We start from the raw sequence: 23,829 nt of genomic DNA, 5'->3' as shown, positions 1-23,829 counted from the left end.
AGGGGCGCGTCCGGATGATCGCTCCGGGTGGGCGGCGCCGGCGGAAGCTGCTGACCCTCGCCGGGTCGGCGCTCGTGGTCGCGACGGTGCTGAGCGGGTGCGGCGAGGCCGTCGCACCAGCGCCCGAATCGGGTGGCAGTTCGTCGACCACCCCGGCCAATGTCTATGAGGAACAGCGGTCGGCGGGGGTGCAGGCCGCCCTGGATGCTCTCGGTAGGGGCTTGCTCGCCGGCGATCGCGCTCGCGTCACCGACCTCCTCGACGCTTCGGCGTCGCCTGCCTTCCGCAGCCGGATCCAGACATCGATCGCCAATCTCTCCGGCGCCGGACCCGGGAGCGGATCGTCGAGCCCGACGTCGTCGCCCGCCCTCGACCTCACGTCGACGCCGCGATCGGATTCGCCCTCCGCCGATGCGTCGTCGGGGACCCCGTCGGCGTCTGTGCCGCCGCCGGCCCGCGGAGAAGCCTTGCAGTTGAAGGATCTTCGCTATGTCCTGGCGCCCACCGAGGAGGCCGAGACGCTGGTGCCCGCCGAGTTGCAGGCCCGGCTCGATGCCCAGGGGAGTTCGGACTCCTGGGTGGCGCCGGTGGAACTGCACTACGCGCTCGGCGGTGCGACCAAGCCAGGGCTCGACGAACCCGAGGTGGTGGTCTCGTCCCAGTTCGTGATGGCGAGGTACGGGGATGCCTGGAAGATCGTCGGCGACGCGTCGGCCATCGGGGCCGCCGCCATGCCGACCCAGCTGTGGGAACTCCCCGACGTCGCGGCCGATGACGTCGCGACCGCCGGCGGGGAATCGGTTGTTGCGTCCTACCCCGGCACGGAGACCGTGGTCGACCGCGTTCGTCGTCTGCTCCCGGGCGCAACGGCCGCCGTCACCGATTTCTGGGGCTCCGACTGGCCGCGACGCGCGGCGGTGGTGGCAACCGGGCGTCCGTCCGAGTTCAGGGATCTGGCCCAGAGCGCGTCGACCGACATCGCAGGCGCGGCGGCGGCCACCGTGTTCAGTCGGATCGACACCGGCGCGCATTCGGCGGCCGGACAACGCATCATCCTCACCCCGAACGCGGGCGACCTCGCGGAGCCCGCCCTGGGAGTGGTGCTGCGGCACGAGCTGACGCACGTTGCCGCGCGGGTGGTGACGTCGCCGGGCGCTCCGTTGTGGATCACCGAGGGCGTTCCCGAGTACGTCGGACGGAAGGACACCTATGTCCGCCTCGAGGACGCTGCGCCCGATCTGGCAGCTGCCGTACGGGCCGGTGAGGGACCGACGGCGCTGCCGACCGACCGGGAGTTCGCGGTGGATTCGGACCAGGCGCTCGTGGCATACCAGGCGGCGTGGTCGGTTTCCGCATTCGTGGCCGCACGTTTCGGTGAGGAGAAGCTCAAGGAGCTCTACGTGGGCGTCGCCGGTACCGACGACGTGAAGCGGCAGGACGTCGCGATCCGTAGGGTTCTGGGGATGTCGCGTGCCGAGTTCGTCGCCTCGTGGCGGCGATGGTTGAACGAACAGGTCGACTGATGCGCCGGACCCTGTTGATCACCAACGACTTCCCGCCCCGACCCGGGGGCATCCAGTCATATCTGCAGAACCTGGTCGATCGCCTGCCGCCGGACGAGGTGGTCGTCTACGCACCGCGGTGGCGTGGCCACGAGGAGTTCGACGCGACGATTCCCTACACGGTCGTGCGGCATCCCACCACGCTGATGCTGCCCACTCCGTTCGTGGCCCGCCGAGCCTCCGAGATCATCCGGACCCACGGCATCTCGACGGTCTGGTTCGGCGCTGCCGCGCCGTTGGCGGTCCTCGCTCCGGCGATGCGGCGGGCCGGGGCCGAACGGGTCGTCGCGAGCACCCACGGCCATGAGGTCGGATGGTCGATGCTGCCCGTCGCGCGCCAGGTACTGACCTTCATCGGCCGCAACGTCGATGTCGTCACCTTCGTGAGTCGCTACACGCGCGGGCGGTTCGCGTCGGCGTTCGGCGCACGGGCCGCCCTGGAGTACCTGCCGCCCGGCGTGGACACGGGTCGGTTCGCGCCGGACCCGCAGGCGCGTCAGAGGATTCGGGAACAGCTCGGGCTCGGTGAGCGTCCGACGGTGCTCTGCCTGTCCCGGCTGGTGCCGCGCAAGGGGCAGGACGTGTTGATCCGCGCGCTGCCGTTGATCCGGCGGGAGGTCGGCGACGTGGCACTGGTCATCGTGGGCGGGGGACCCTACGCGCAGACCCTGCGCGAATTGGTGGCGCAGAACGGCATGACCGAGCACGTGGTGTTCACCGGTTCGGTGCCCTCGGCGGACCTGCCCGCCTATCACAACATCGCCGATGTGTTCGCGATGCCGGCGCGGACACGGGGACGCGGGTTGGATGTCGAGGGACTCGGCATCGTCTACCTCGAGGCGTCGGCGACCGGAATCCCGGTTGTCGCGGGTCAGTCGGGTGGGGCACCTGAGACGGTCGTGGAGGGCGTCACCGGCACCGTCGTCGACGGCACCGATGTCGACGCGGTCGCCTTCGCGATCACCGCGATTCTGGCGGATCCGACGACCGCGTCCGAGATGGGCGCCCGGGGGCGCGAACACGCCGTCGACACCTGGGAGTGGAGGTCGATCGCGGCTCGACTTCGCCAGCTGCTCTGAGCCTCCGGGTGCCTCAGCGGGTGTAGATCGCGTCGATGTCGTCGGCGAACTTCTGGACCACCACGTTGCGCTTCACCTTCAGGGTCGGGGTCATCTCCCCGGTCTCCTCGGTGAAATCGTCTGGGAGGATGCGGAACTTCTTGATCGCCTCCGCGTGCGAGACGGTCTTGTTCGCATCGTCGACGGCTGCCTGGACCTCGGCCCGTAGGTCGTCGTCGCCTGCGAGGTCGGCGACGCTCGCGGACGCAGGCTTGTGGTGGCGATCCTTCCACGCGGGGAAGGCCTCCGGGTCGATCGTGATCAGCGCTGCGATGAAGGGTTTCGCATCACCGATGACGAGCGCCTGCGAGACGAGCGCGCTGGATCGGATGACGTCCTCGAGTCCGGCGGGGGACACGTTCTTGCCGCCGGCGGTCACGATGAGCTCCTTCTTCCGGCCGGTGATCGTGAGGAATCCGTCGCCGTCGACGTTTCCTAGGTCGCCGGTGTGGAACCAGCCGTCCTCGAGCGCGGTGGCGGTGGCGTCCGGATTCTGCCAATAGCCACCGAACACGACACCGCCCTTGAGCATCACCTCGCCGTCCTCGGCGATCCGTACGCTGTTGCCGGCCAACGGTTTCCCGACAGTCCCGACCCGCACCTGGCCGGGCGTGTTCACGCTGAAGGCCGCGGTCGTCTCGGTGAGGCCGTAGCCCTCGTAGACCGGGATGCCGATACCGGAGAAGAAGTGCCCCAGTCGGGCTCCGAGCGGTGCGCCGCCCGAGATGGCGAGCTCACACTCGCCGCCGAGTGCCGCGCGCAGTTTGCCGTAGACGAGCTTGTCGAACACCGCGTGCTTGGCCTTGAGGACCAGCCCGGGGCCGCCCCGCTCGATCGCCTGCGAGTATTCGACGGCCGCGTCGGCAGCGGCGTCGAAGATGCGTCCCTTGCCCTCGTCGTGTGCCTTCTGCCGGGCGCTGTTGTAGACCTTCTCGAAGACCCGGGGGACGGACAGGATCAGTGACGGCTTGAACACGGCGAACTCCGGCACCAGGTTCGGGATGTCGCTGGTGTAACCGATCTCCACGCCCGCCTCGAGGGCGACCAGATTGATGGCCCGTGCGAGCACGTGTGCCATCGGGAGGAACATCAGCAGCCGCCTGTCGGGGCCGAGCAGCGTGCGCATGTTGCCCTCGAGTACCCCGTAGGTCTCCGAGAGCAGGTTGCTGTGGCTGAGCATGCAGCCTTTGGGGCGGCCCGTCGTGCCCGAGGTGTAGATCAGGGTGGCCGGGTCGGCGGCGGCGACCGTCGCGCGTCGCTTGGTCACCTCGTCGTCGTGGAGGTCGGCTCCGGCGGCCTCGAGGGCGGCGATGGCCCCGGTCTCTCCGTCCGCCCCGTCGATCTGGAAGACCTTGACGCCCGGGAGGTTCTCGATCCGGTCGAAGATGGCCCGGTGCCCCGCATCCTCGAGCACGATCGCGACGGCTCCGGAGTCCCGCATGATCCATTCGACCTGCGGTCCCGACGACGAATCGTAGATCGGCACGGGCACCGCCCCGGCCGACCAGATGGCGAAGTCGATCAGCGTCCACTCCGGGCGGGTACGGGAGAGGATCGCGACGCGGTCGCCCGGGCCGATGCCCTCGGCGATGAGGCCCTTGGCCAGGGCAATGATCTGCGCGGCCGCGTCGCCTGCGCGGACCGGCACCCACTGTGGGCCCTCTTTGCGGCGGAACACCGTTTTGTCGGGTTCTCGCTCGGCGATACCGAAGATGATGTCGGTACAGTCGGCGTTCTCGGGGACAGAAAATCGTGCGGGAACGCTGAACTCACTCATCGAGGTACCTTTCGCATGCAGCTTCTCCTCACCGATCGTATCGCTGTGCCCGACGTGACCGGGGGCACGTTCGCCGAGCCCGTCTGACGAGGTCGCTGTCCCGGCGTCGGTCGAGTATGTGAAGCTAGTGAACGTGACGAGCATTCAGGTGGCCGATGAGACCTTCATCGCCGCCGCACCGTCGTCGGTGACGGAGGTGGTCGGGGACCGGGCCAACTGGCGCCGGTGGTGGCCCGACCTCCGCCTGACCGTGACCGAGGAGCGGGGGGCGCAGGGGGTGCGTTGGCGTGTGGACGGCCCACTGGCAGGCACCATGGAGATCTGGTGTGAGCCGGTGATGGACGGGTTCGTGCTGCACTACTTCCTGCACGCGGAGCCCACGGCCGGTCTCCCGGCCGAAGGGCGGGCCCGAGGGCTGTACCTCGCGGATGCGAACCGTGATCGCCGTGCGGCCGGCAAGGTGATGTCGTTCGAGGTGAAGGATCGCCTCGAGTCCGGCCGCTCGGTTGGCGGTCCGGCGATCGGCGACGACCAGGTGGCGGTCTGATGGCCGAACACACCGAGCGTTCCATCGTGATCAACGCCGATCCCGACGACATCATGGCGGTGATCGCCGACTTCGAGCACTACCCGGAGTGGGTGTCGGCCGCGCGTGAGGTCCAGGTGACCGAGTACGGCGCGGGCAATCGTCCGAGCGAGGTGCGGTTCGTGCTCGATGCCGGGGTGCTGCAGGACACCTACGTCCTCTCCTACGACTGGGAGGCCGACGGTCGGGCGGTCTCGTGGCGACTGGTGAGCAGTGACCTGCAGCGCGATCAGCGTGGCCGATACGTTCTCGCGCAGCAGGTCCCGGGTTCCACGAAGGTCACCTACGAACTGATGGTCGACCTGTTGGTGCCGATGATCGGGCAGCTGAAACGCCGGGCGGAGAAGGCGATCACCGAGGCGGCACTGAACGATCTGAAGAAGAGGGTCGAAGGCTGATCGATCTCACGCCCATCCATGTGGTGATCGGGCCGGGTGGCGCCGGGGTCTCGGTGACCGCGACCTCGGGCGCCCTGGGCCGGTCCGGAACCCGCAGGCCCGGGGGCGCCCGTGCTGTCACCACTCCCGACCGCGACACCCTGCTGGTCACCGTCGACAGGTGCTCGCCGACTGCCGATCTCCTGGGAGTGTTCCGGCAGCCCGACGAACCGGTCGCGGTGTCGACCCGGTTGCACCTGCTCTCGCTCGACCGCCTGGTGCTCCTGGAACGGACCTGGTCGGAGTTCACCACCGTGCTGTCGGAGACGATGGCCCGATCGAAGGTGGCGTTGCCGGGTGTCGGCGCGGTGTCGGACATCGACGCCGCGGAGCTCTCGACTCTGCCGGGTGTCGAGGATTTCCTGGTGATGCGCCGAATCCGGGACGAAGCGGTGAGCGGCCAGTGGCGCCGGATCGTGGTCGACGCGTCCGGACTCGGCGACCCGTTCGAGTTCCTGAGGGCGTCGTCGTTGCTGAGTCAGGCGCTGAATCGGTTGTGGCCCAGGCATCGTCGGCTCGCGGCAGCGGCCGAGCGCCCGGTGATGGCCCAGTTGACCGCGGCTGTCGACGCGATCGACCGCGACTGCGTCGATGTCACCGAACTCGTGACCGATCCGCACACGGTGGCGATGCACGTCGTCGTCGGGGCGGATGATCGCGGCGAGCGCGCTCTTCCGCACCTGCTGGCCACCGTCGACGTGATGGGACTTGCGCTGCGATCGGTGGTGATCAACCAAGGTGTCGGAGCGGGCCGTGACGGTGCGGATCACGACGCCCGGATGGACCGGTTGCGCGCCGTCGTCCGGGGCGGCGACCCAGCAGTCGAGGTCGCCGAGTTGCCGTGTCTGGACCTACCCATCGACCGGGCCGCCCGACTGCGCAAGCTCGGAGTCGGCCTCCCGATGCCGAACGGTCGGCCGTCCGGGTCGGGGGCGGCGCAGGTCACCGAGGCCGCCGACACCGGGGCCGGTACCTCGCGTGTGTACGAACTGACCTGGCGTCAGCGACTTCCCGATCCCGACGCCCTGCAGCTCGGGCGATCCGGCGACGACCTGCTGGTGACGGTCGGCGGTTTCCGGCACCCGGTGCGCCTACCCTCGGTGCTGCGGCGTTGCGTCGTCGTCGACGCGGCGTGGGACGGCACCGATCTGACGGTCCGGTTCATGCCGGACCCGGCGCTGTGGCCGCAGGGCCGCTGACATCTGCGCACATCCGCCGCACGGCGACGTGGCGGTGGTGTCGCGTACACTACTGCCGGACCCGGACAGGAGAGCTGCCCACATGACCTCGGACGACACGACCGGACCCGACGACGACAACGTCGCAGGCCACGCCCGTGGCGCCACGGGCGACCCGGTACGGGACTTCCTCCTCGGCGTCGCGGCCCAGATCGATCAGCTCGCCGCCCTGTTCGGCGGCCCCGGACAGCGTGCCGGCGGACAGCACGCCACGGCGACCGCGGGAGTGTCCGCGGATGCCGGTACCTTCGCCGATCTCACCGGCGACATCACCACGCTGCTCGTCGAGCTCGGAGATCTGCTGGCCCGCTTGATCGCCGCCCTGATCGCCGTCCTCGAGGCGATGGCGAACGCTCTACGATCCACCCCGTCGCCGACCTCCGGTGACTCGGCCCAGCACTATCAGCCGATCGCGGTCCGCATCGACGTCGTCGACCGGTCGGCGAATGTGCACGGGCCCGACCCGGAGAGTGAGATCTGATGGGGGACTTGACCATCGGTATCGACATCGGTGGCACGAGTGTGCGCGCCTCGGTGGTCGACGACCACGGTGCGATGCTGGACACCCTGCGGGCGGCGACGCCGCCGACGACCAGCGCGCTCGAACACTGCCTCGACCGGCTAGTCGGTGAACTCACCTCCCGGTGGGCCGCCAAGGCGGTCGGACTGGCCATCGCCGGATTCCTCACCCCTGATCGCAGGGTGGTGCGATTCGCGCCGCATCTCCCGTGGCGGGAGGCCGCGGTCGCCGAGGACATGACCGCCCGGATCGACATACCGGTGTTCGCCGAACACGACGCGAATGCCGCGGCGGTGGCGGAATGGCGTTTCGGGGCGGCCGCGCGTGGCAAGAATTCGTTGGTGCTCGCCATCGGGACCGGGATCGGGGCCGGCCTGCTGCTCGACGGCGAGATCTATCGCGGCAGCTTCGGGGTGGCCCCGGAGCTCGGGCACCTGACGGTGGTCCCGGACGGTCGGGTGTGCTCGTGCGGGAAGCTCGGCTGCTGGGAAAGGTATTGCAGCGGTACCGCTCTGGTGGACACCGTGGTCGAGTTGCTCGCCGACGGCGACTGGGGACGCAGTCAACTGGCCGCGGACGTGGCCGCCGACCCCGGCTCGCTGACCGGCCGTCGGGTGGCGGGTGCCGCCGCGGACGGGGATGCTGTCGCGCTGGCGGCCTTCGCCCAATTCGCCGCATCCCTGGGACAGGGGCTGGCGATGATCGCGGACATCTTCGACCCGGATCTCATCGTGCTCGCGGGCGGCGTCGGCGCGGCGTCGGGACTGTTCCTCGACGAGGCGCGTGAGCACTACGCACGGCTGGTGACGGGTGCCGGTCATCGTCAGCTCGCCCGCATCCGCGGCACCCAGCTCGGCGAGAGCGCCGGCGTGGTGGGCGCGGCAGAAGTTGCGCGACAAGCCATCAGGGCACAGGCCGGGGAGACGGTACGCAGCCGAACCTGAGGATGTGTATCGTTTCTGCGAGTAAGGTCTGAGGCGGTGACGATGGGCGAGGTTCGGAGTCTTCGATGTGGTACTACACGTTCAAATACGTATTGCTTGGACCGTTTCTCCGCCTCATCGGCCGGCCGACGGTCGAAGGACTCGAGAACATTCCGGCCCGTGGCCCGGCGATCCTGGCGAGCAACCACCTGGCCGTGATGGACAGTTTCTATCTGCCCCTGATGGTGCGGCGCCGGATCTATTTCCTGGCGAAGAGCGAGTATTTCACCGGCACCGGCCCCAAGGGCGCCTTCCAGCGCTGGTTCTTCTCGGCCGTCGGCCAGATCCCCATCGATCGATCCGGTGCGGAAGCGGCCGCCGGCGCATTGACCGCCGCGCGCCGGCAGCTCGAGACCGGTGAGCTGATGGGGATGTACCCAGAGGGCACCCGGTCCCCGGACGGCCGGCTGTACAAGGGCAAGACGGGTCTCGCACGGGTCGCGCTCGACACCGGTGTGCCGGTGATCCCCGTCGCGATGATCAACACCGAGAAGCTCAACCCGCCCGGGTCGCTCATCCCGCGCCCGGCGCGCATCGTCGTCAAGATCGGCAAACCATTGAATTTCGCGCGCTACGAGGGGATGCAGGGCAACCGGTTCATCGAGCGCGCGATCACCGACGAGATCATGTACGAGCTGATGCAGCTGACCGGCCAGCAATACGTCGACATCTACGCGGCCTCCCTCAAGGACAGCAAGCCGAAACCGCCGGAGCCCGTCTCGGCGTCGGCTGCCTGACCCGCGTCCCACCCTGACCGGCGCGCCACCCTGACCGGCGCGCCGACGACGACGCCGTCGTCGCAGCCGCGCCGGGTTGCCCGGCACCCGGTCGGTTCAGCGAACGTGTGCGTCCGCGAGTTGGGGATGCGCGTGTGTGGTTCCCTCGCCGGTGATCTGCGGCGGCAGCAGCCACACGATGATCAGGACGGCGAGCCCCCAGAGCGTGTAGGAGTTCCCGATCAGGTGATCGATGATCGACCACTGGCGGACCGCGGGCGACAAGAACTGGAACGGGCCGAGCGCGAAGATCACCACTCCCGTCGCGGCCACCGTGGCGTAGCCGATCCGCACACGTCGATCGGTGTCGCGGGCGGCCACCACGGCGGCGGTCAGGATGGTCGGGATCGCCCACACCCAATGATGGGCCCACGACGTCGGCGACACGAGCAGGCCCCAGAGCGCGACCACCGAGACCGTCAGGACCGCCGCGACCCCTGCCGAGGGGTCACCGCCGGCGGGACGTCGAAATGCTCCGAAGGCCGCGATCGGCCGGCATGATCGCGCCGCGACGAGCGCGAGGACGGTCACCACGAGTGAACTGGCGACCCACATCAGCTGCTCGGCCGACTCCAATTGCGGCACGAGACGAATCCACATGGCGTTGAGATTCTGGTTGATCCGGCCTGCGGGGTCGCCGATGCGGGCAGTGTGGAAGAGCGTGTGCGTCCAGTAGCCGTGCGAGTCCGCGGGCAACCAGATCCATGCGAGGGCGCCGGCGCCCACGAAGGTACCGACCGTGACGAGCGCCGCGCGCCATTGCCGCGTCAGCAGGTAGACCGCGACGAAGACCAGTGGGGTCAGCTTGATCGCGGATGCCAGACCGGTCAGGATTCCGCGGAACGGTCCGGTGGCGGCGGCGCGACCCCGGCCGACGACGAAGATGTCGACGATGATCATCGCCATCAGGATGATGTTGATCTGACCGAAGCCGAGCGTCATCCACAACGGGTTGAGCCAGATGACCCCGGCGGTCAGCAGCAGGGCGGTCCACCATCTGTTCCCCGGGTTTCCCACCGAGAGCATCCTCAGCACGATCTGCAGGATCACCACCGTCAGGACAACCGTGATCACCGAGATCAGCAGCCCGGCCAGCCCGAGCGTGATGGCGCCGAGGGGCATGAAGCCGAGTGCGGCGAACGGGGGATAGGTGAACGGCAACCAGATTCCGTCGCTGGTGAAGGGCATGGACCCGTCGGCGTAGAGGCTCTGGCCGTGTTGCCAGATCTGCCCGCCCAGGCGGTAGACGTCCAGGTCGATGCGGGTGCGGGTCCCGAAACTCGATGTGAAGGGAATGCCGACGATCTGCAGGGTGACCGACGCGAGGAACACCACGGCGATCGCGGTGCGCGCACCGTTCGACGGCGCCCATCGGTGCAGCCTGGTGTCGGCCGCGGACAGATAAGTCATGGTCTCGGCGGTTCTCTGCTCCACGTGGTGTGAATACTGGTGGGTATGCGGTTCTTCTACGACTCGGAGTTTATCGAGGACGGCACCACCATCGAGCTCATCTCGATCGGTGTCGTCGCCGAGGACGGACGTGAATTCTACGCGGTGTCCACCGAGTTCGATCCGGGACGGGCCGGTGACTGGGTTCGGACCAACGTATTGCCCAAGCTACCGTCCCCGGCGTCGCCCTATTGGCGCAGCCGTCGGCAGATCCGCGACGAGCTGCTCGCGTTCCTGACCGCCGACGGTGACGACGTCGAATTGTGGGCGTGGGTCGGCGCCTACGACCATGTGGTGCTGTGCCAGCTGTGGGGCCCGATGACGGCGCTTCCGCGCCCGATGCCGCGCTTCACCCGGGAGCTGCGACAGCACTGGGAGGCCGCGGGCAAACCGGCGCTCCCACCGTCGCCGAGGGACGCCCACGACGCGCTCACCGATGCCCGCCACAACTGGCGTCGTTGGCAGGCGATCGAGAAGTCGCGACCCTGATCGCGGCCGCACCTGCCTGCCGGAGCACCGTCGCCCGCCGGGCTCCCCGCCCACCTGGTACGCGACCGGCTCAACTACCCTGTAACCGTGGTGACGAACTGGACCGTAGACGTTCCGATCGCAGAGCTTCCGGAGCTGCCGCCGCTGCCCGGCGACCTGCAGAGCCGGTTCGACGATGCGATGGCGCGTCCGGCGCTGCAGCAGCCGAGCTGGCCCGCCGAAGAGGCGCGCAAGATGCGCACCGTCCTCGAGAGCGTGCCGCCGATCTGCATGCCTGCCGAGGTCCGGGATCTCCGTGCGCAACTCGCCGACGTTGCCGAGGGGCGTGCCTTCCTGCTCCAGGGTGGTGACTGCGCCGAGACCTTCGTCGACAACACCGAGCCGCACATCAAAGGCAACATCCGCACGCTGCTGCAGATGGCGGTGGTGCTCACCTACGGTGCCAGCATGCCGGTGGTCAAGGTGGCCCGGATCGCAGGCCAGTACGCCAAGCCGCGGTCGTCGGACACCGATGCGCTCGGCCTGCCGTCGTACCGCGGCGACATGGTCAACGGTTTCCCGGCCGACGAGACCACGCGCAGGCACGACCCGTCGCGACTGGTCCGCGCGTACGCCAACGCGGCCGCCGCGATGAATCTCGTTCGCGCGCTGACTGGTTCGGAGGCGGATCTGCGCCGCGTGCACCTCTGGAACCGCGAGTTCGTGCGGACCTCCCCGGCGGGGGCCCGCTACGAGGCGCTGGCATCCGAGATCGACCGCGGCCTGCGGTTCATGGACGCCTGTGGCGTGACCGATACGAACCTGGAATCGGCGTCCATCTTCGCCTCCCACGAGGCACTCGTCATGGACTACGAGCGCGCGATGCTGCGTCTTGCCGACGTACCCGATCGATCCGACGGCGAGAAGGTCCTCTACGACCTCTCCGCCCATTTCCTCTGGATCGGTGAGCGGACCCGGCAGCTCGACGGCGCGCACATCGCGTTCGCCGAGCTGATCGACAACCCGATCGGGGTCAAGATCGGTCCGACCACCACGCCCGAGCAGGCCGTCGAATACGTCGAACGACTCGACCCGCACAACCAACCGGGTCGGCTCACCCTGGTGGCCCGGATGGGCAACAACAAGGTGCGGGAGGTCCTGCCCGCCATCGTGTCCGCGGTCGAGGCGACCGGGCACAAGGTCATCTGGCAGTCCGACCCGATGCACGGCAACACCCACGAGGCCTCGACCGGCTACAAGACGCGGCACTTCGATCGCATCGTCGACGAGGTGCAGGGCTTCTTCGAGGTGCACCATGCGCTGGGCACCCATCCCGGTGGCGTACACATCGAGCTGACCGGCGAAGACGTCACCGAATGTCTCGGTGGCGCACAGGACATCTCCGATCTCGACCTCGCCGGGCGATACGAGACGGCCTGCGATCCACGCCTGAACACCCAGCAGTCACTGGAGCTCGCATTCCTCGTCGCGGAGATGCTGCGCGGCTGACCGGCGCCACAGGGCCGGTCGGCCTGCTCAGCTCAGGTAGGTCTGTCCCACCCACCATCCGGCGGCACCGATCGCGACGGCGAGCAGCAGCACGACGGTGGTCCAGATGAGCGCCCGCACGGGCCCGTTGTCGTCCGGTTCCGGCTGCTCGTCGAATCGGGACTCCAGGCGCGTCCTCGTCGCCGCGGCGGGCTCGCGCTCGGGTCGCGGTGCCGGCGCCGAGACCGCAGGTGGGGTCGGACCCGACTGCACCCTGGTGGGGTTGGCGACCGGGGTCGCGGGGGCCTGCGGCTGTGCGCGATCGGCCCGGAACCGTGCCATGGTGTCGCGCTCGGCCGATCGGCGCGGGGCGGGGACGGTGAACGACGGCAGGTCCAGTTCGTCGGTGGCGGCCAGCAGTGCCCGACGCATGTCGTACCCGTCCGCATATCGCTCGGCGGGATCGCGTTCGGTCGCGCGCAGGACGATCTCGTCGAACTCCTCCGGTACGCCGTCCACCACGTCACCCGGCGCAGGAACGTCATAGCTGAGTCGCTGATAAGCCAGTGCCAGCGGCGTGTCGCCCCGGAAAGGCGTTCGGCCGGTGAGTAATTCGAACATCATGACGCCCATCGAGTAGACGTCGCTGCGGGCATCGGCGTCACCGGCCTCGACCTGCTCGGGGGACAGGTAGGCCGCCGTGCCGAGGATGACACTGGCAGAGGTGACGCCCGCTTCGGCGACGGCGCGGACCAGCCCGAAATCGGCGACCTTCACCTCGCCGACGTCGGAGATGAGCACGTTCTCCGGTTTGACGTCGCGGTGGACGAGTCCGGCGGCATGGGCGGTACCGAGCCCGCCGAGTACCGGGTCGGCGACGGCGCTGACCGCATGGGGCGGCATCGGACCGCGTTCGCGCAGGAGTTCCCGAAGGCTGCCACCTTCGACGAGTTCCATCACGAGGAAGGCGATACCGTCGTCGATGCCCTGGTCGTACACGGCCACCAGCCCGGGGTGTTTCAACCCGGCGACCGCCCGCGCCTCGAACTCGAACCGGCGCAGGAACTGCGGATCACCGCTGTAGCGCGCATCCATCACCTTGATCGCCACCGATCGGCCCAGACGCAGGTCAACCCCGAGGTAGACCGCCGACATCCCGCCGCGCGCGATCGGCGCGTCGATCCGGTAGCGGCCCTCGAGGGACGCGCCCAGGAGTGAGTCGGCGGGAGGTTTCACGTCGCCGAATCTACCGGTCGGCGTCGCGCGGGCGGTGTATCGACTCGGGCTCGGATCAGCACCGGCCCGGTGCACGATGCCACCGCTGTGAATCCGGGGCCGCATCGTTGGGCGACGGACCTCGAGCCGGTACGCTCGGCGATGTGGGTTCACTACCGCTGTCCGAAGACAGTCTCACGTCCGAGATCGACACGTTGACGATCGGCGACGCGGCCCGCCGGCTGGGAGTGTCGGCCAGCCGTGTGCGCACCCTGATCCAGGACCATCAACTGCTCGCGGTGTCGCGCGAGGGGCAACCGGCGATTCCGGCGGTGTTCTTCGACGACCTCGGGATCGTCAAGCATTTCACCGGGCTCGTGGAGGTCCTCTTCGACGGCGGCTACACCCGCGACGAGGTGATGGAGTGGCTGTTCGCCGTCCAGGACGACCTCGGTATGTGTCCGGCCGATGCGCTGCACACACATTCGGCTCGCGAGGTCATCCGGCGGGCTCAGGCCCAGGCGTTCTGACGGCTCGTCTGTCCGGCCGTCTCACCACGGACGGCGACCGGAGATCGCCTGTGCGGCCAGCATGGCCCGTCGTCGACCGCTCACCACCACGCGACGATCCATGACGTCGTTGTCGGCCCGTTCGATCTCGCCGAGGATATCGTGGTACATCGCCGCCGCTGCCGCAATCGAGCGCCGAGACCTGTTGGGCAGAGCCGTGATAGAGGGCCAGGCACGTCGGTACTGGTCGCGGTTGACGGCGATCATGTGGGCGAGTGCCCGTCGGAGGTGCGGGCTGGTCACATGTTCGGCACGACACCGGCGGAGGTGGTCCTCGTCCACGCCGAACGCCGCGAGTTCGTCGGTGGGCAGATAGATCCGGTCGCGGTCGAGATCCTCGGCGACGTCCCTCAGGAAGTTGGTCAACTGGAACGCCTCGCCCAGCGTCGCGGCACCGTCGGCGACGTCGTCACCGGCCGCCCTCACCCCGAGCAGCGGGATCATCTGGAGACCGATGACGGCCGCGGATCCATAGGTGTACTCGGCGAGTTCGGCCCAGGTCCGATAGCGGTCCCGGAATTCGGTGGTGCCGGGCACGTCCATCCGCATCGACCGCAGGAACGCGTCGAAGGTGTGGGTGGGGATGTCGAACCGCACGACGGTGTCGCGCACCGCGGCCAGGATCGACTCGAGATGGGCGTCGCCCTGTTCCGCGTCCTCGGGCCGATGGTCGAGGCCTGCGACCGGTCTGCCGTCGGGCGCGGGGTGGAGCACGGCGTGCAGCGCCTCCTCGATCCGGTCGATCTGGGCGGCCCGCCCACGCGGCGCAGGTGCGGCGGACGGAAGGTCGACGACGTCGTCGACGATGCGCGCGAACCCGTAGAGCGCCCACACCCCGCGACGTTGCCGCGGGGGTAGGAGACACGACGCCGCAAAGTACGTCCGGCCGTGTTCGGCGGTCAGGGCACGTGCCCGCCGGTACCCGAGCCGAACGGTATCGGTGGCGGCGGCATCGCGAAGCACGTTCTCACGCACCGGAGGTCGTCGATCGGTCGGCCTCGTCCGGGATGTCGGGGCTGCCTCGGAACCAGTCGACTGCCCGGCGCAGGCGCAGCGGATCCCGCCGGGTGAGCGAGATCGCCGCGAGGAGGGAGAGCGCCGTCGCCAGGAGCACTTCCGGGAGTTTGTAGAAGAGAATCGAGTCGTCGGGCTGGAACACGATCAGCATGAAGGTGGACACGCCGACGACGATCGCCCGCACCCAGGGGGGCAGGGTGAATGCCACCGCCAGGCACAGGACCCAGGTGTAATACCAGGGGAGCGTGGATGGTTCGAGGAGCAGGACCGCGAGCATCGCCCACACCATGCCCGCCATGGCGCTGCGTTCGTCACGGCGATGCGACCACCACAGGCCCACCAGGACGATCGCGAGCACCACCATGCCAACGGCACGTGTGACCCCCAGGACCGGTTGCAGGTTCAACGCCGTGAACGGCGCGGCGATCAGCGTCACGATGTGCCCCGCGAGGGTGGGCAGGGTGAACCAGTTGATGATGCGATCGGCCCAGCCGAGACCGGTCAGCCAGCCCAGCCCGAGCCCGAGTACCGCGGTGCACACCGCGAACACGGCTACGGTGATGCCGACCACTGACGCGAACACACGGGCCACGTCGACCGGCTCCACGCGCCGCCGGGCGCGGATGTGTGACAACCAGATCCACACCACGAACGGGATCGCGATACCGGCGGTGACCTTGATGGACACCGCCAGCCCGAGCACGACAAGGCCGGGGACGTGTCGCCCGGTGACCACCAGGGCGACACCGGCGACGAGGACGCCCATCATCAGCAACTCGACGTGGCTGCCTGCCACCAGATGAATGAGGACCATCGGGTTGGCGAGTGCCAGCCACAGACCGGTCTGCGGTGACGCGCCGAAATGTTCGGCCAGCCGCGGAATCGCCCAGAGCGCCAACAGGAGCCCGGGCAACAGGATCAGCCGGATCGCGTACACGCCGAGAATGACGTGGTCGCCGGTGATCTCGGTGACCAGCCGGGTGAGTCCGACGAAGAGCGGACCATAGGGCGCGGTGGTGGTCGCCCACACCTGCGCCATGCTGTCGAGGAGTGGCCCGGGGAGGTGGGCGGGTCCGTCCGCATAGGGATCGAACCCCTCCCGGAACAGTGCCCCCTGGCCGAGGTAGGCGTAGACGTCGCGGCTGTAGACGGGAACGGCCACAGCGAGCGGGGCGGCCCAGCCCACGATGCCCCATCCGAAGGTGCGCACCGACAGCGCCGATCGGTCGGTGCCGAGCCGGCGTCCCAACCGCACCCAGGCGATCACCATGGTCGCAACGCCGAGCCAGAAGATGCTGCCGAACAACGTCTTGCCGTGTCCGTACGCGATCGCCGACAGACCGAGATCCTGGGCGACGGTGCTGTTGCGTGCGATGTCACCGACGCCGAAGCTGCCGATGCACACGAGCACGGAACCGACGAAGCCCACCACCAGGTCCGCGAAGCCCGGCTCGCGAACCGCGCGGTTCCGACGGGATGGCGGAGTGTCGTCGCGGGTCGCGGTCACGGCCTGATCCTACGGCGCGACGTCGTACCGAGCGCCGAGACGACGCGCTCGGCGGCGAGCCTGCCGGACACCAGTACCGGCGGGATGCCGACCCCCGGCACGGTGGCCGCACCCGCCAGGACCAGATTGCTGCTGCCCGGCCATCGGTTCGGGGTCCGCAACGGCCCGGTCTGCCGGACGGTGTGGGCGGCGCCGAACGGCGTCCCGGCCGGTAGTCCGGCGGCCGCCCAGGTGGTCGGGTCGTCGACGCGCAGCACCTGCAGCGCCGTGTCGATGCCGCGGTAGCCGCGGCGTGCGAGGGTCTGCAGGCACTCGTCGACGTAGGCGTCGGCGAGGATGTCCCAGGGCAGGTCGGCGGTGGCCAGGTTGGGGCAGGGCGCGAGCACGGAGACGGGCTCCATCGGACCGGTCTGGCTCGGGTCCGACACCGCGGGACGCGTCACCAGGAACGACGGATCGCGCATGAGACGCCCCGGCGCGCGGGTCAGGTCGACGAAGGTCTCCGCCCACGCGGCCCCGAAGTCGAGGGTGTGGTGGTGGCCCGGCCAGGTCGCGGTCACCGAACGCGGTGCGAGGCCATGGATCACGACGGCGCTCGGCGAGTGACGGATCCGGCGCCATCGGGGTCCGCGCGGCATCGGCGCGCCGAGCAGTCGGGCCACCTCGCCGATCGGGACCGCGGCCACCACCGCGTCGGCGGGCACGATGTCGCCGGAGTCCAGTCGGACGCCCGTGACCTGTGCGCCGTCGCGACACAGGGCTGCCGCACCGGTGGACAGTTCGACGTTTCCCCCGGCGTCACGCAGAGCATCGGCCATGACCGCACCGACGCGACCCATCCCGCCGGTCGGGTAGTAGACGCCCATGCCGATGTCCATGTGTGCGATCACGCCGTAGATCGCCGCCGCATGCTGTGGCGGCACCCCCGCGTAGAGGGCCTGGAACGTGAACACACGCTGCAGTCGTTCGTCGGAGACGTGCCGCGCGACGGCAGGCGTGAGCCGCCGGGTCGCCCCCATCATCACCAGATCTACGGCGCGGGAGAGGATTCGGCGGTCACGCAGGTCGGACAGGGAATTGAGGTTGTGGTCGATGAAGGTGTCGAACTCGACGTCATACAGCCGGGCGAGCCACCTGGTGAGGTCGCGTACCCCGGTACCCGCATCCGGACCGAACGTCGACGTCACGGCGGCGGCCAACCTGGCGGCACCGCGCGGGATGTCGAGGTGCGTGCCGTCGGCGAATCGAGCGTTGTACGACGGGTCGACGTCGATCAAGGCCAGTCGGCGGCGGGACTCCGCGGCTGGGATGCCGACCGCACCGAGTGCGTCGTCGATCAGCGATGGCATGGTGAGAACCGTTGCGCCGGTGTCGAATCTGACGGAACCGAGGGACCGGTCCGGGGCCGTGCCGTCGGCGGCGAGCGGTTCGGTGCGGACCAGTCCGCCCGCGGTGGGCGCGGCATCGACGACGGTGACCCGGTGCCCGAGTCCGGTGAGTCGCAGTGCCGCCGAGAGTCCCGACAACCCGGCACCGATGATCACCACCCGGGCGCCGTGCCGGGCCGTCTGTGCGGTCACGTCGCGATCATGTCGTGCGGTGGGCGATGCGATGGGCGAAGGAGCCCAGCTCGGTGCGGACCGGTTCGGACATGTCGGCCGCCCCGAGGGTGGCCAGGGCGCTGGTGAGGAGGCCGGAGATCTGGGTCTCGATCTCGTCGACGGCGCCGACCTCGGTGAGAATCGACCGGGCCGTGCCCACCTCGTCCTCGGTCAGCGGGCGGCCGATGGCGGCGCGGAGCCGTGCGGCGAGTGCCGGATCGCGTTCGCCTGCCCGTGCCAGTCCGACGGCGAGCAGCGCGGTGCGCTTCCCGGCGACCAGGTCGTCACCGGATGGTTTGCCCGTCCGGTCGGGGTCGCCGAACACTCCCAGGAGGTCGTCGCGCAACTGGAAGGCGACGCCGAGATCATGGCCGATCGAACGGAGATCGCCGATCAGCGATGCGGGTGCCGACGCGAGGGTGGCACCGAGTTCGAGCGGCCGGGCGACCGTGTAGGCGGCGGTCTTGAACCGCATGACGCGGTACGCGGCGCCGACGGACTCGTCGCCGCCCGCCTCGTTGACGATGTCGAGGTACTGGCCGCCCAGAACCTCGGTACGCATCGACGACCACACCCGGCCGACCGACGCAGGCAGAGGACGTGGAGCAGATTCTCCGGGCACGGTCGCGTCGCCCGGGTGATGACCGTGCACCATGTCGTCGGCCCAGGCGAGGGCGAGGTCGCCGAGCAGGATCGCGGCGGCCGCCCCGTGGTGGGCGGCGTCGCCGGCCCAGCCGTCATCGAGGTGGCGGCGTTCGAACACCCGGTGCACGGTGGGGCGCCCACGTCGGGTGTCGGATCGGTCGATGATGTCGTCGTGGATCAGCGCGCAGGCCTGGACGAGTTCGAGCGAGGCGGCGACACGGAGGGCGTCCGCCGGGCCGGGGGAGTCCGGCCCGGCGGCCGGGAGATCACGTCCGGAGGAGGTCAGGCCGGCGAGCCATCCGGCATAGGCGAAGACCGGGCGAACCCGTTTCCCGCCCTGCAGGACGAAGTCCCGCACCACCTCGCCCGCCGCGCCCACCTGCGGGTCGACGTCGGCGGCCACCGGGATCGCGCGCCCGAAGAAGACCTCGAGGGCGGCCTCGACCGCGGAGGGCACGGCGTCGAGGGTGGTCGGGATCGGCAGGGCGGACGTCACCCTGCCAGGCTAGTGCCGCCGACGACGCCGCTGTGGAGCCCGGTACCGGCGGGCCCTGACCCGTGATCCGTACAATGTGCGGGTGACCTCATCTCCCACCCGGGCTCCCTCGATCGTGGACCGGCTCTCGGCACCTCACCGCGGCCCTGTCCCGTTCTCGGTGGAGTTCTTCCCGCCCAAGGACGCCGAGGCCGAGGCGAGGCTGTGGCGTGCGGTCCGCACGTTCGAGCGATTGGGTCCGGCATTCGTCTCCATGACCTACGGCGCCGGCGGGTCAACCCGTGACCGGACGGTCCGCATCACCGGCGAACTCGCGGCCCAGACCACCCTGCTGCCGGTCGCCCATCTGACCGCGGTCAACCACAGCATCGGTGAACTGCGGGCGCTGGTCGGCGCCTACGCAGACCAGGGCATCACCAACATCCTTGCGCTCCGCGGCGACCCTCCGGGCAACCCGCTCGGCGACTGGGTGCAGCATCCGGACGGGGTCGCCTACGCCGAGGAACTGGTGCGGCTGATCGACCAACTCGGCGACTTCCATGTCGGGGTCGCGTCGTTCCCCGAAGGGCATCACCGGGCGCCGACGCTCGAGCACGACACCCGCACACTGGTGAACAAGCTGCGCGCCGGTGCCGAGTACTCCATCACCCAGATGTTCTTCGACGTCGACGACTTCCTGCGGCTGCGCGATCGGGTGGTCCGTGCGGATCCGGAGCAGGGCGCCAAGCCGCTCATTCCCGGGATCATGCCGATCACGTCGCTGGCGAGCGTGCGGCGGATGGCCGAGCTGTCGGGGTCGGTGATCCCGCCCGACGTACAGGCACGATTCGCGGCCGCGGCCGGGGACGGTGCGGAGGAGAACCGCGAGGCGGTGCGCGCCGTCGGGATCGACTTCGCGACCGAGATGGCACAACGCCTCGTCGCCGAGGGGGTGCCGTGCATCCACTTCTGCAGTCTGAACTTCGCCAAGGCGACCAGCGAGGTCCTCGAGCGCCTCGGGGTCGACACGTCGTCGGCGCTGGGCGCGACCGTCGGCTGACGCCCCGACGGTCGGCCGATCACCGGCTGCCGGACCCCGTCGTCTGCTGCGTCGTCGTCTCCTGCTCGGTCGCCCCGGGTTTCGTCGACGACTTCGTGCTCGTCGGACCCGACCGCCGCGGTCGGCCAGGTCGGGGACTGCGGTCTCGCCTGAGGTAGGCGAGCCAGCCCACGATGGCGACGGCCGCCAGGCAGACCAGTGCGAAGAACCACGACCAGCTGCTGACGGCGGCTGTCGCCGGATCCGGATAGGTGGCGTCGGCGCTGAAGTCCGACGGCTTGCGCGGCTCGGGTGTCCAGGTGACGGTGCTGTCGCTGATCTGATCGCCGTTGGTGGCGCTCACCGGTCCACCGAACGTCACCGTGAGCTCGACGAAGTCGCGGTTCGGCGTCAGGTCGGTGAGGTCTGCGGAGCCGCGAAAACGTACGACATCGCCACTGCGCTTCGCCGACAGGTCCATGCTCATCGCGGACTCGCCGAACGAGGCCGCCACGATGTCGCCGAGCTGGCTGAACTGGCCGGCGGTGAGATCGGTGAAGACCGCGCGGGTGCCGACGCGGGGGATGACCTTGTCGGCGGTGTTGCCGGGAGCCGCGCTCGCGCCGGGGCTCGCGGGGGACGGCGTCGGGGAACTGCCGGGCGCTGCGGTCGTCTCGGACTCGGGGCGCGTGGAGTAGTCGCTGAGGGTGACGCTCGACGCCATCGACTCCGGGACGTCGAGCTTGGGCGCGCCGCGCGGATTGTCCGGCGAGGTCGCCACCACGATGGTGCCGGAGTACCGGTCACCGACGGTGGTCGAGCGTTCCAGACAGCCCGTGAGCAGGGGAGCGGCAGCCATCAGGGACACCAGCAACAGGACCGCGGACCTTCGAGATGACGAGCGCACGTTGCTCATCGTGCCAGACGCGCCGAAGCAAACCGTTGCCGACGCGCACGGGTCACCGCCGGAGCGCCAGGTGCGCGGAGATCCGGCCGCTCGCTCCCGTCACGCCGCCGCCGGGGTGCGTCGATGCCCCGGCCAGCAGGATCCCGTCCGCGCCGGGAACGGAGTGCCCGGAAAGATCGGGGTGGGGGCGCCAGAAGAACATCTGATCGATGCTCATCTCGACGTGCATGATGTTGCCGCCGAGCAGGCCGAGTTCCTGCTCGAGGTCGTCCGGGGTCTGGATGTGGGTGTGCTCGACGTGCTCACCGAACCCGGGCGCATGGCGGTCGAGTTCCGCACCGATCGCAGCGGCCGCATCCGACGCGACGTCGGCCCACGACCGGCCCCCGGCGAGGCGATGGGGATGCCATTGGGCCCACACGCTGACGAGATGCTTGCCGGGCGGCGCGAGGGTGGAGTCGATCGCCGAATATCCCATCGCCACGCAGGCGGGTCGGTCGGGCAGGTCACCCACCGACGCCGCGGCGTGAGCCCGTCGGAGCTGCGCGCGATCGGTCACCAACAGACCGAGCGCCGAATGCACGCCGTGGGCCGGGAGATCCGACGGCAGGTCGCGGTAGGCGGGCAGGGCGTCGGTGCCGAGCCGGACGGCCATGCCGATGCCGTCTCCGATGACGATCTGCGACCGCCAGCGCTCGGCCGTCTCGCGCGGATATCCACCTGCGGTCAGCAGGTCGAGGGTCGTGGCGATGTGACAGGCCGCGATCACTTTTCGCGCACAGTGGCCTGCGCCGTCCACGGTCCGGACCTGCCAGTGGTCGCCGCATCGCGTGATCGAGGTGGCGGCCCGGCCGAGCAGCACCTCGCCGCCGTCGCTCCCGAGCCGGCCGAGGAGGGCCTCGGTGAGTGCCCCGCTGCCGCCGATGGCGCGTCCGGGTGGGATGTCGTGCTGGAGCGCGGCGAAGCCGACCATCGGGGCGGTGCCGGGTGCGCTCATCGGCGGACCGGACTGCGCACCGAACCAGGCCAGTGCGGCCTTGAGCGGCTCGGAGGTGAACCATCGGTCGAGCAGCGTGTCGCCCGAGGACATCAGCTCCTGCGTCAGGGACAGCATCGCACCGGTCCGGTGTCCGATGGGTCCCGTTCGGGCGGAGTGGGCGGTGCGGGAGAGACCGGTGAACGCAGTGGCGAACCGTCCCGGACTCGCAGGGGAGTAGAACGAGCGCATGACGGCCCTGGCGCGCGGTCGCCACACCTCGACGAATCTGCGGTACGCCTCGGCATCGGCGGAGCCGACCGCGCGGTCGATCGATTCGCACGTGGTGTCGAGGTCGGTGCGGAAGATGATCGGCCCGGTCTGGTCGGTCGATGGGGCGAATGCCCAGGGATCACAGTCGACGTAGCGGAGTCCGTGATCGGCGAGGGACAGCTCCTCGAGGATCGGGGAATGGCGGATCATCAGGTGCGCCGACGACCCGCGATCGACCCGGTAGCCGGGGAAACGCTCGACCGTGGAGACCGCGCCGCCTGCGATGTCGTCGCGTTCGACGACACGCACCGATCGCCCGGCACGGGCGAGGTAGGCGGCTGCGACCAGGCCGTTGTGGCCGGCCCCGACGACGACCGCGTCGAGTGGCCGATGGGTTCGATCGCCTGCGAGGCTCATCCGGTAGTCCGTCCAGTCATCGTGCACGGGCCGGGTCGTCGAGGCCCAGCGGAAGCGGCCGCCCCAGAAACGCGAACGGACGCGGGTCACCGGTGAAGGTGAAGTGACGCAGTATGTCGACGAATCCCATCCGTCGGTACAGGGACCAGGCGCGATTGTCCTCGGCAGGCGCCTCGGGTGTCGACAGCAACACCTGGCCCTCGGGCCGGCCGGCGAGCAGCCTGCCGAGCAGCCACTGTCCGATGCCACGTCCCTGTGCCGTCGGGTGCACGTGCAGTTCGGTCAGCTCGAAGTAGTCGCGGGTGATCGCGTCGACGGAGGGATCGGAATGTCCCGCCTGACGTAGGCCGATGCGGAGCTGCTGATTCCACCACTGGTCGCGCGCGCCCTGATAGCCGTAGGCGATCCCGACCAGGAGCTCGTCGTCGGAGACCGCCACCGGCCGGGCCAGGCGCCGGCGCACCATCTGCGGGGAGGTGATCTCGGCGGGAGGCAGCGTCGCCACCGCCCCGACCGCGCGCCAGCCGGGACGGGTGATGTGGTCGCGCCAGAGCGCCGCCCGGTGGATCTCGGTACCGCGTGGATAGTTCATCGCGGTCACGTAGATGTCGAGGGCGGGTTCGAGCCAAATCCGGGAATCCTGGCCGGTCAGATCAACGAGGCGGATCGTCAACGAACGTCTGTCCTCTCGTCGAACAGTGGACATCGGGGTCGGCCGTCGCCTTGAAGGTGACGGAGGTGCTAGCTATATTGAATATGTCGAACGGGTGTTCGATGAATCAGCCT

General features: G+C 69.5%; 22 protein-coding genes. 12 read left to right on the top strand and 10 right to left on the bottom strand.

The genetic code is table 11. The annotated features are described in order from the left end of the window. The first annotated feature begins 14 nt into the window (after positions 1–14). The gene (locus OVA31_RS00945) at positions 15–1,523 is read left to right on the top strand and encodes a hypothetical protein (protein WP_267629285.1); all 1,509 of its coding nucleotides are present in this window, start codon (positions 15–17) and stop codon (positions 1,521–1,523) included. Then, the gene (locus tag OVA31_RS00940) at positions 1,523–2,641 is read left to right on the top strand and encodes a glycosyltransferase family 4 protein (RefSeq protein WP_267629284.1); all 1,119 of its coding nucleotides are present in this window, start codon (positions 1,523–1,525) and stop codon (positions 2,639–2,641) included. Before OVA31_RS00945 ends, OVA31_RS00940 begins: the two co-directional genes overlap by 1 nt. A 13-nt stretch (positions 2,642–2,654) precedes the next feature. Here the strand turns inward: OVA31_RS00940 and OVA31_RS00935 are convergent, their stop codons facing one another. Beyond that, positions 2,655–4,457 carry an AMP-dependent synthetase/ligase gene (locus OVA31_RS00935; RefSeq protein WP_267629283.1) on the bottom strand — a complete coding sequence of 601 codons (1,803 nt, stop codon included), beginning with the start codon at positions 4,455–4,457 and terminating at the stop codon, positions 2,655–2,657. 118 nt (positions 4,458–4,575) lie between these two features. Here OVA31_RS00935 and OVA31_RS00930 point away from each other — a divergent pair, with 118 nt between their 5' ends. From OVA31_RS00930 to OVA31_RS00905, 6 genes are all read left to right on the top strand, one after another. Further along, positions 4,576–5,004: a hypothetical protein gene (locus OVA31_RS00930; RefSeq protein ID WP_267629282.1), complete on the top strand. Its 429-nt coding sequence runs from the start codon at positions 4,576–4,578 to the stop codon at positions 5,002–5,004. Continuing rightward, on the top strand, positions 5,004–5,441 hold the full coding sequence (locus OVA31_RS00925) for an SRPBCC family protein (RefSeq protein ID WP_267629281.1): 438 nt from the start codon (positions 5,004–5,006) through the stop codon (positions 5,439–5,441). Before OVA31_RS00930 ends, OVA31_RS00925 begins: the two co-directional genes overlap by 1 nt. 20 nt (positions 5,442–5,461) lie before the next feature. Further along, on the top strand, positions 5,462–6,679 hold the full coding sequence (locus tag OVA31_RS00920) for an ArsA-related P-loop ATPase (protein WP_267629280.1): 1,218 nt from the start codon (positions 5,462–5,464) through the stop codon (positions 6,677–6,679). Between the two features lie 82 nt (positions 6,680–6,761). Then, positions 6,762–7,199 carry a hypothetical protein gene (locus OVA31_RS00915; RefSeq protein WP_267629279.1) on the top strand — a complete coding sequence of 146 codons (438 nt, stop codon included), beginning with the start codon at positions 6,762–6,764 and terminating at the stop codon, positions 7,197–7,199. Next, entirely contained in the window at positions 7,199–8,182 is a 984-nt protein-coding gene (locus tag OVA31_RS00910; RefSeq protein ID WP_267629278.1) for an ROK family protein, read from the top strand. Before OVA31_RS00915 ends, OVA31_RS00910 begins: the two co-directional genes overlap by 1 nt. A 65-nt stretch (positions 8,183–8,247) precedes the next feature. Further along, a complete protein-coding gene (locus tag OVA31_RS00905) occupies positions 8,248–8,958 on the top strand; it encodes a lysophospholipid acyltransferase family protein (protein WP_267629277.1) in 711 nt (236 codons plus the stop codon). 96 nt (positions 8,959–9,054) lie between these two features. On the opposite strand, the gene OVA31_RS00900 is transcribed toward OVA31_RS00905, so the two are convergent. Next, the gene (locus OVA31_RS00900; RefSeq protein ID WP_267631353.1) at positions 9,055–10,407 is read right to left on the bottom strand and encodes a glycosyltransferase 87 family protein; all 1,353 of its coding nucleotides are present in this window, start codon (positions 10,405–10,407) and stop codon (positions 9,055–9,057) included. Positions 10,408–10,452: 45 nt separating this feature from the next. Between OVA31_RS00900 and OVA31_RS00895 the strand changes: the two genes are divergently transcribed. Further along, positions 10,453–10,935, top strand: coding sequence for a polyadenylate-specific 3'-exoribonuclease AS (locus OVA31_RS00895; protein ID WP_267629276.1), 483 nt, complete (start codon positions 10,453–10,455; stop codon positions 10,933–10,935). Between the two features lie 90 nt (positions 10,936–11,025). Further along, positions 11,026–12,423 (top strand): class II 3-deoxy-7-phosphoheptulonate synthase, encoded by a 1,398-nt coding sequence (locus OVA31_RS00890; protein WP_267631352.1) that lies wholly within the window; start codon positions 11,026–11,028, stop codon positions 12,421–12,423. Positions 12,424–12,450: 27 nt separating this feature from the next. Here OVA31_RS00890 and OVA31_RS00885 read toward each other — a convergent pair whose 3' ends face one another. Further along, a complete protein-coding gene (locus tag OVA31_RS00885) occupies positions 12,451–13,638 on the bottom strand; it encodes a protein kinase domain-containing protein (RefSeq protein ID WP_267629275.1) in 1,188 nt (395 codons plus the stop codon). A 143-nt stretch (positions 13,639–13,781) separates the two neighbouring features. On the opposite strand from OVA31_RS00885, the gene OVA31_RS00880 reads away from it, so the two are divergent. Continuing rightward, entirely contained in the window at positions 13,782–14,147 is a 366-nt protein-coding gene (locus tag OVA31_RS00880) for an Rv2175c family DNA-binding protein (protein ID WP_267629274.1), read from the top strand. A gap of 21 nt (positions 14,148–14,168) precedes the next feature. On the opposite strand, the gene OVA31_RS00875 is transcribed toward OVA31_RS00880, so the two are convergent. Genes OVA31_RS00875 through OVA31_RS00860 form a run of 4 tightly spaced genes read right to left on the bottom strand, consistent with a single transcriptional unit; the run spans position 14,169 to position 19,452 of the window. Next, positions 14,169–15,161: a phytoene/squalene synthase family protein gene (locus OVA31_RS00875; protein ID WP_267629273.1), complete on the bottom strand. Its 993-nt coding sequence runs from the start codon at positions 15,159–15,161 to the stop codon at positions 14,169–14,171. Continuing rightward, a complete protein-coding gene (locus tag OVA31_RS00870; RefSeq protein ID WP_420714126.1) occupies positions 15,154–16,710 on the bottom strand; it encodes an alpha-(1->6)-mannopyranosyltransferase A in 1,557 nt (518 codons plus the stop codon). The genes OVA31_RS00875 and OVA31_RS00870 overlap by 8 nt, the downstream gene beginning before the upstream one ends. Beyond that, a complete protein-coding gene (gene crtI, locus OVA31_RS00865; RefSeq protein WP_267629272.1) occupies positions 16,707–18,290 on the bottom strand; it encodes a phytoene desaturase family protein in 1,584 nt (527 codons plus the stop codon). Before crtI ends, OVA31_RS00870 begins: the two co-directional genes overlap by 4 nt. A 7-nt stretch (positions 18,291–18,297) precedes the next feature. After that, positions 18,298–19,452, bottom strand: a complete 1,155-nt coding sequence (locus OVA31_RS00860) for a polyprenyl synthetase family protein (protein ID WP_267629271.1) — start codon at positions 19,450–19,452, stop codon at positions 18,298–18,300. A gap of 82 nt (positions 19,453–19,534) precedes the next feature. Here OVA31_RS00860 and metF point away from each other — a divergent pair, with 82 nt between their 5' ends. Further along, on the top strand, positions 19,535–20,491 hold the full coding sequence (metF, locus tag OVA31_RS00855) for a methylenetetrahydrofolate reductase [NAD(P)H] (RefSeq protein ID WP_267629270.1): 957 nt from the start codon (positions 19,535–19,537) through the stop codon (positions 20,489–20,491). 19 nt (positions 20,492–20,510) lie between these two features. Here metF and OVA31_RS00850 read toward each other — a convergent pair whose 3' ends face one another. The 3 genes from OVA31_RS00850 to OVA31_RS00840 form a co-directional block, all read right to left on the bottom strand. Continuing rightward, the gene (locus OVA31_RS00850) at positions 20,511–21,329 is read right to left on the bottom strand and encodes an LppM family (lipo)protein (protein WP_324290163.1); all 819 of its coding nucleotides are present in this window, start codon (positions 21,327–21,329) and stop codon (positions 20,511–20,513) included. A gap of 100 nt (positions 21,330–21,429) precedes the next feature. Next, positions 21,430–23,043: a phytoene desaturase family protein gene (locus tag OVA31_RS00845; RefSeq protein ID WP_267629268.1), complete on the bottom strand. Its 1,614-nt coding sequence runs from the start codon at positions 23,041–23,043 to the stop codon at positions 21,430–21,432. A gap of 16 nt (positions 23,044–23,059) precedes the next feature. Next, a complete protein-coding gene (locus OVA31_RS00840; RefSeq protein ID WP_267629267.1) occupies positions 23,060–23,716 on the bottom strand; it encodes a GNAT family N-acetyltransferase in 657 nt (218 codons plus the stop codon). Positions 23,717–23,829 lie beyond the last annotated feature (113 nt).

Source organism: Gordonia sp. SL306, from assembly GCF_026625785.1.
Classification (GTDB): Bacteria; Actinomycetota; Actinomycetes; order Mycobacteriales; family Mycobacteriaceae; genus Gordonia.
Note: the sequence above shows the minus strand (reverse complement) of the source record. Positions and strands in the feature narration are given on the sequence as shown.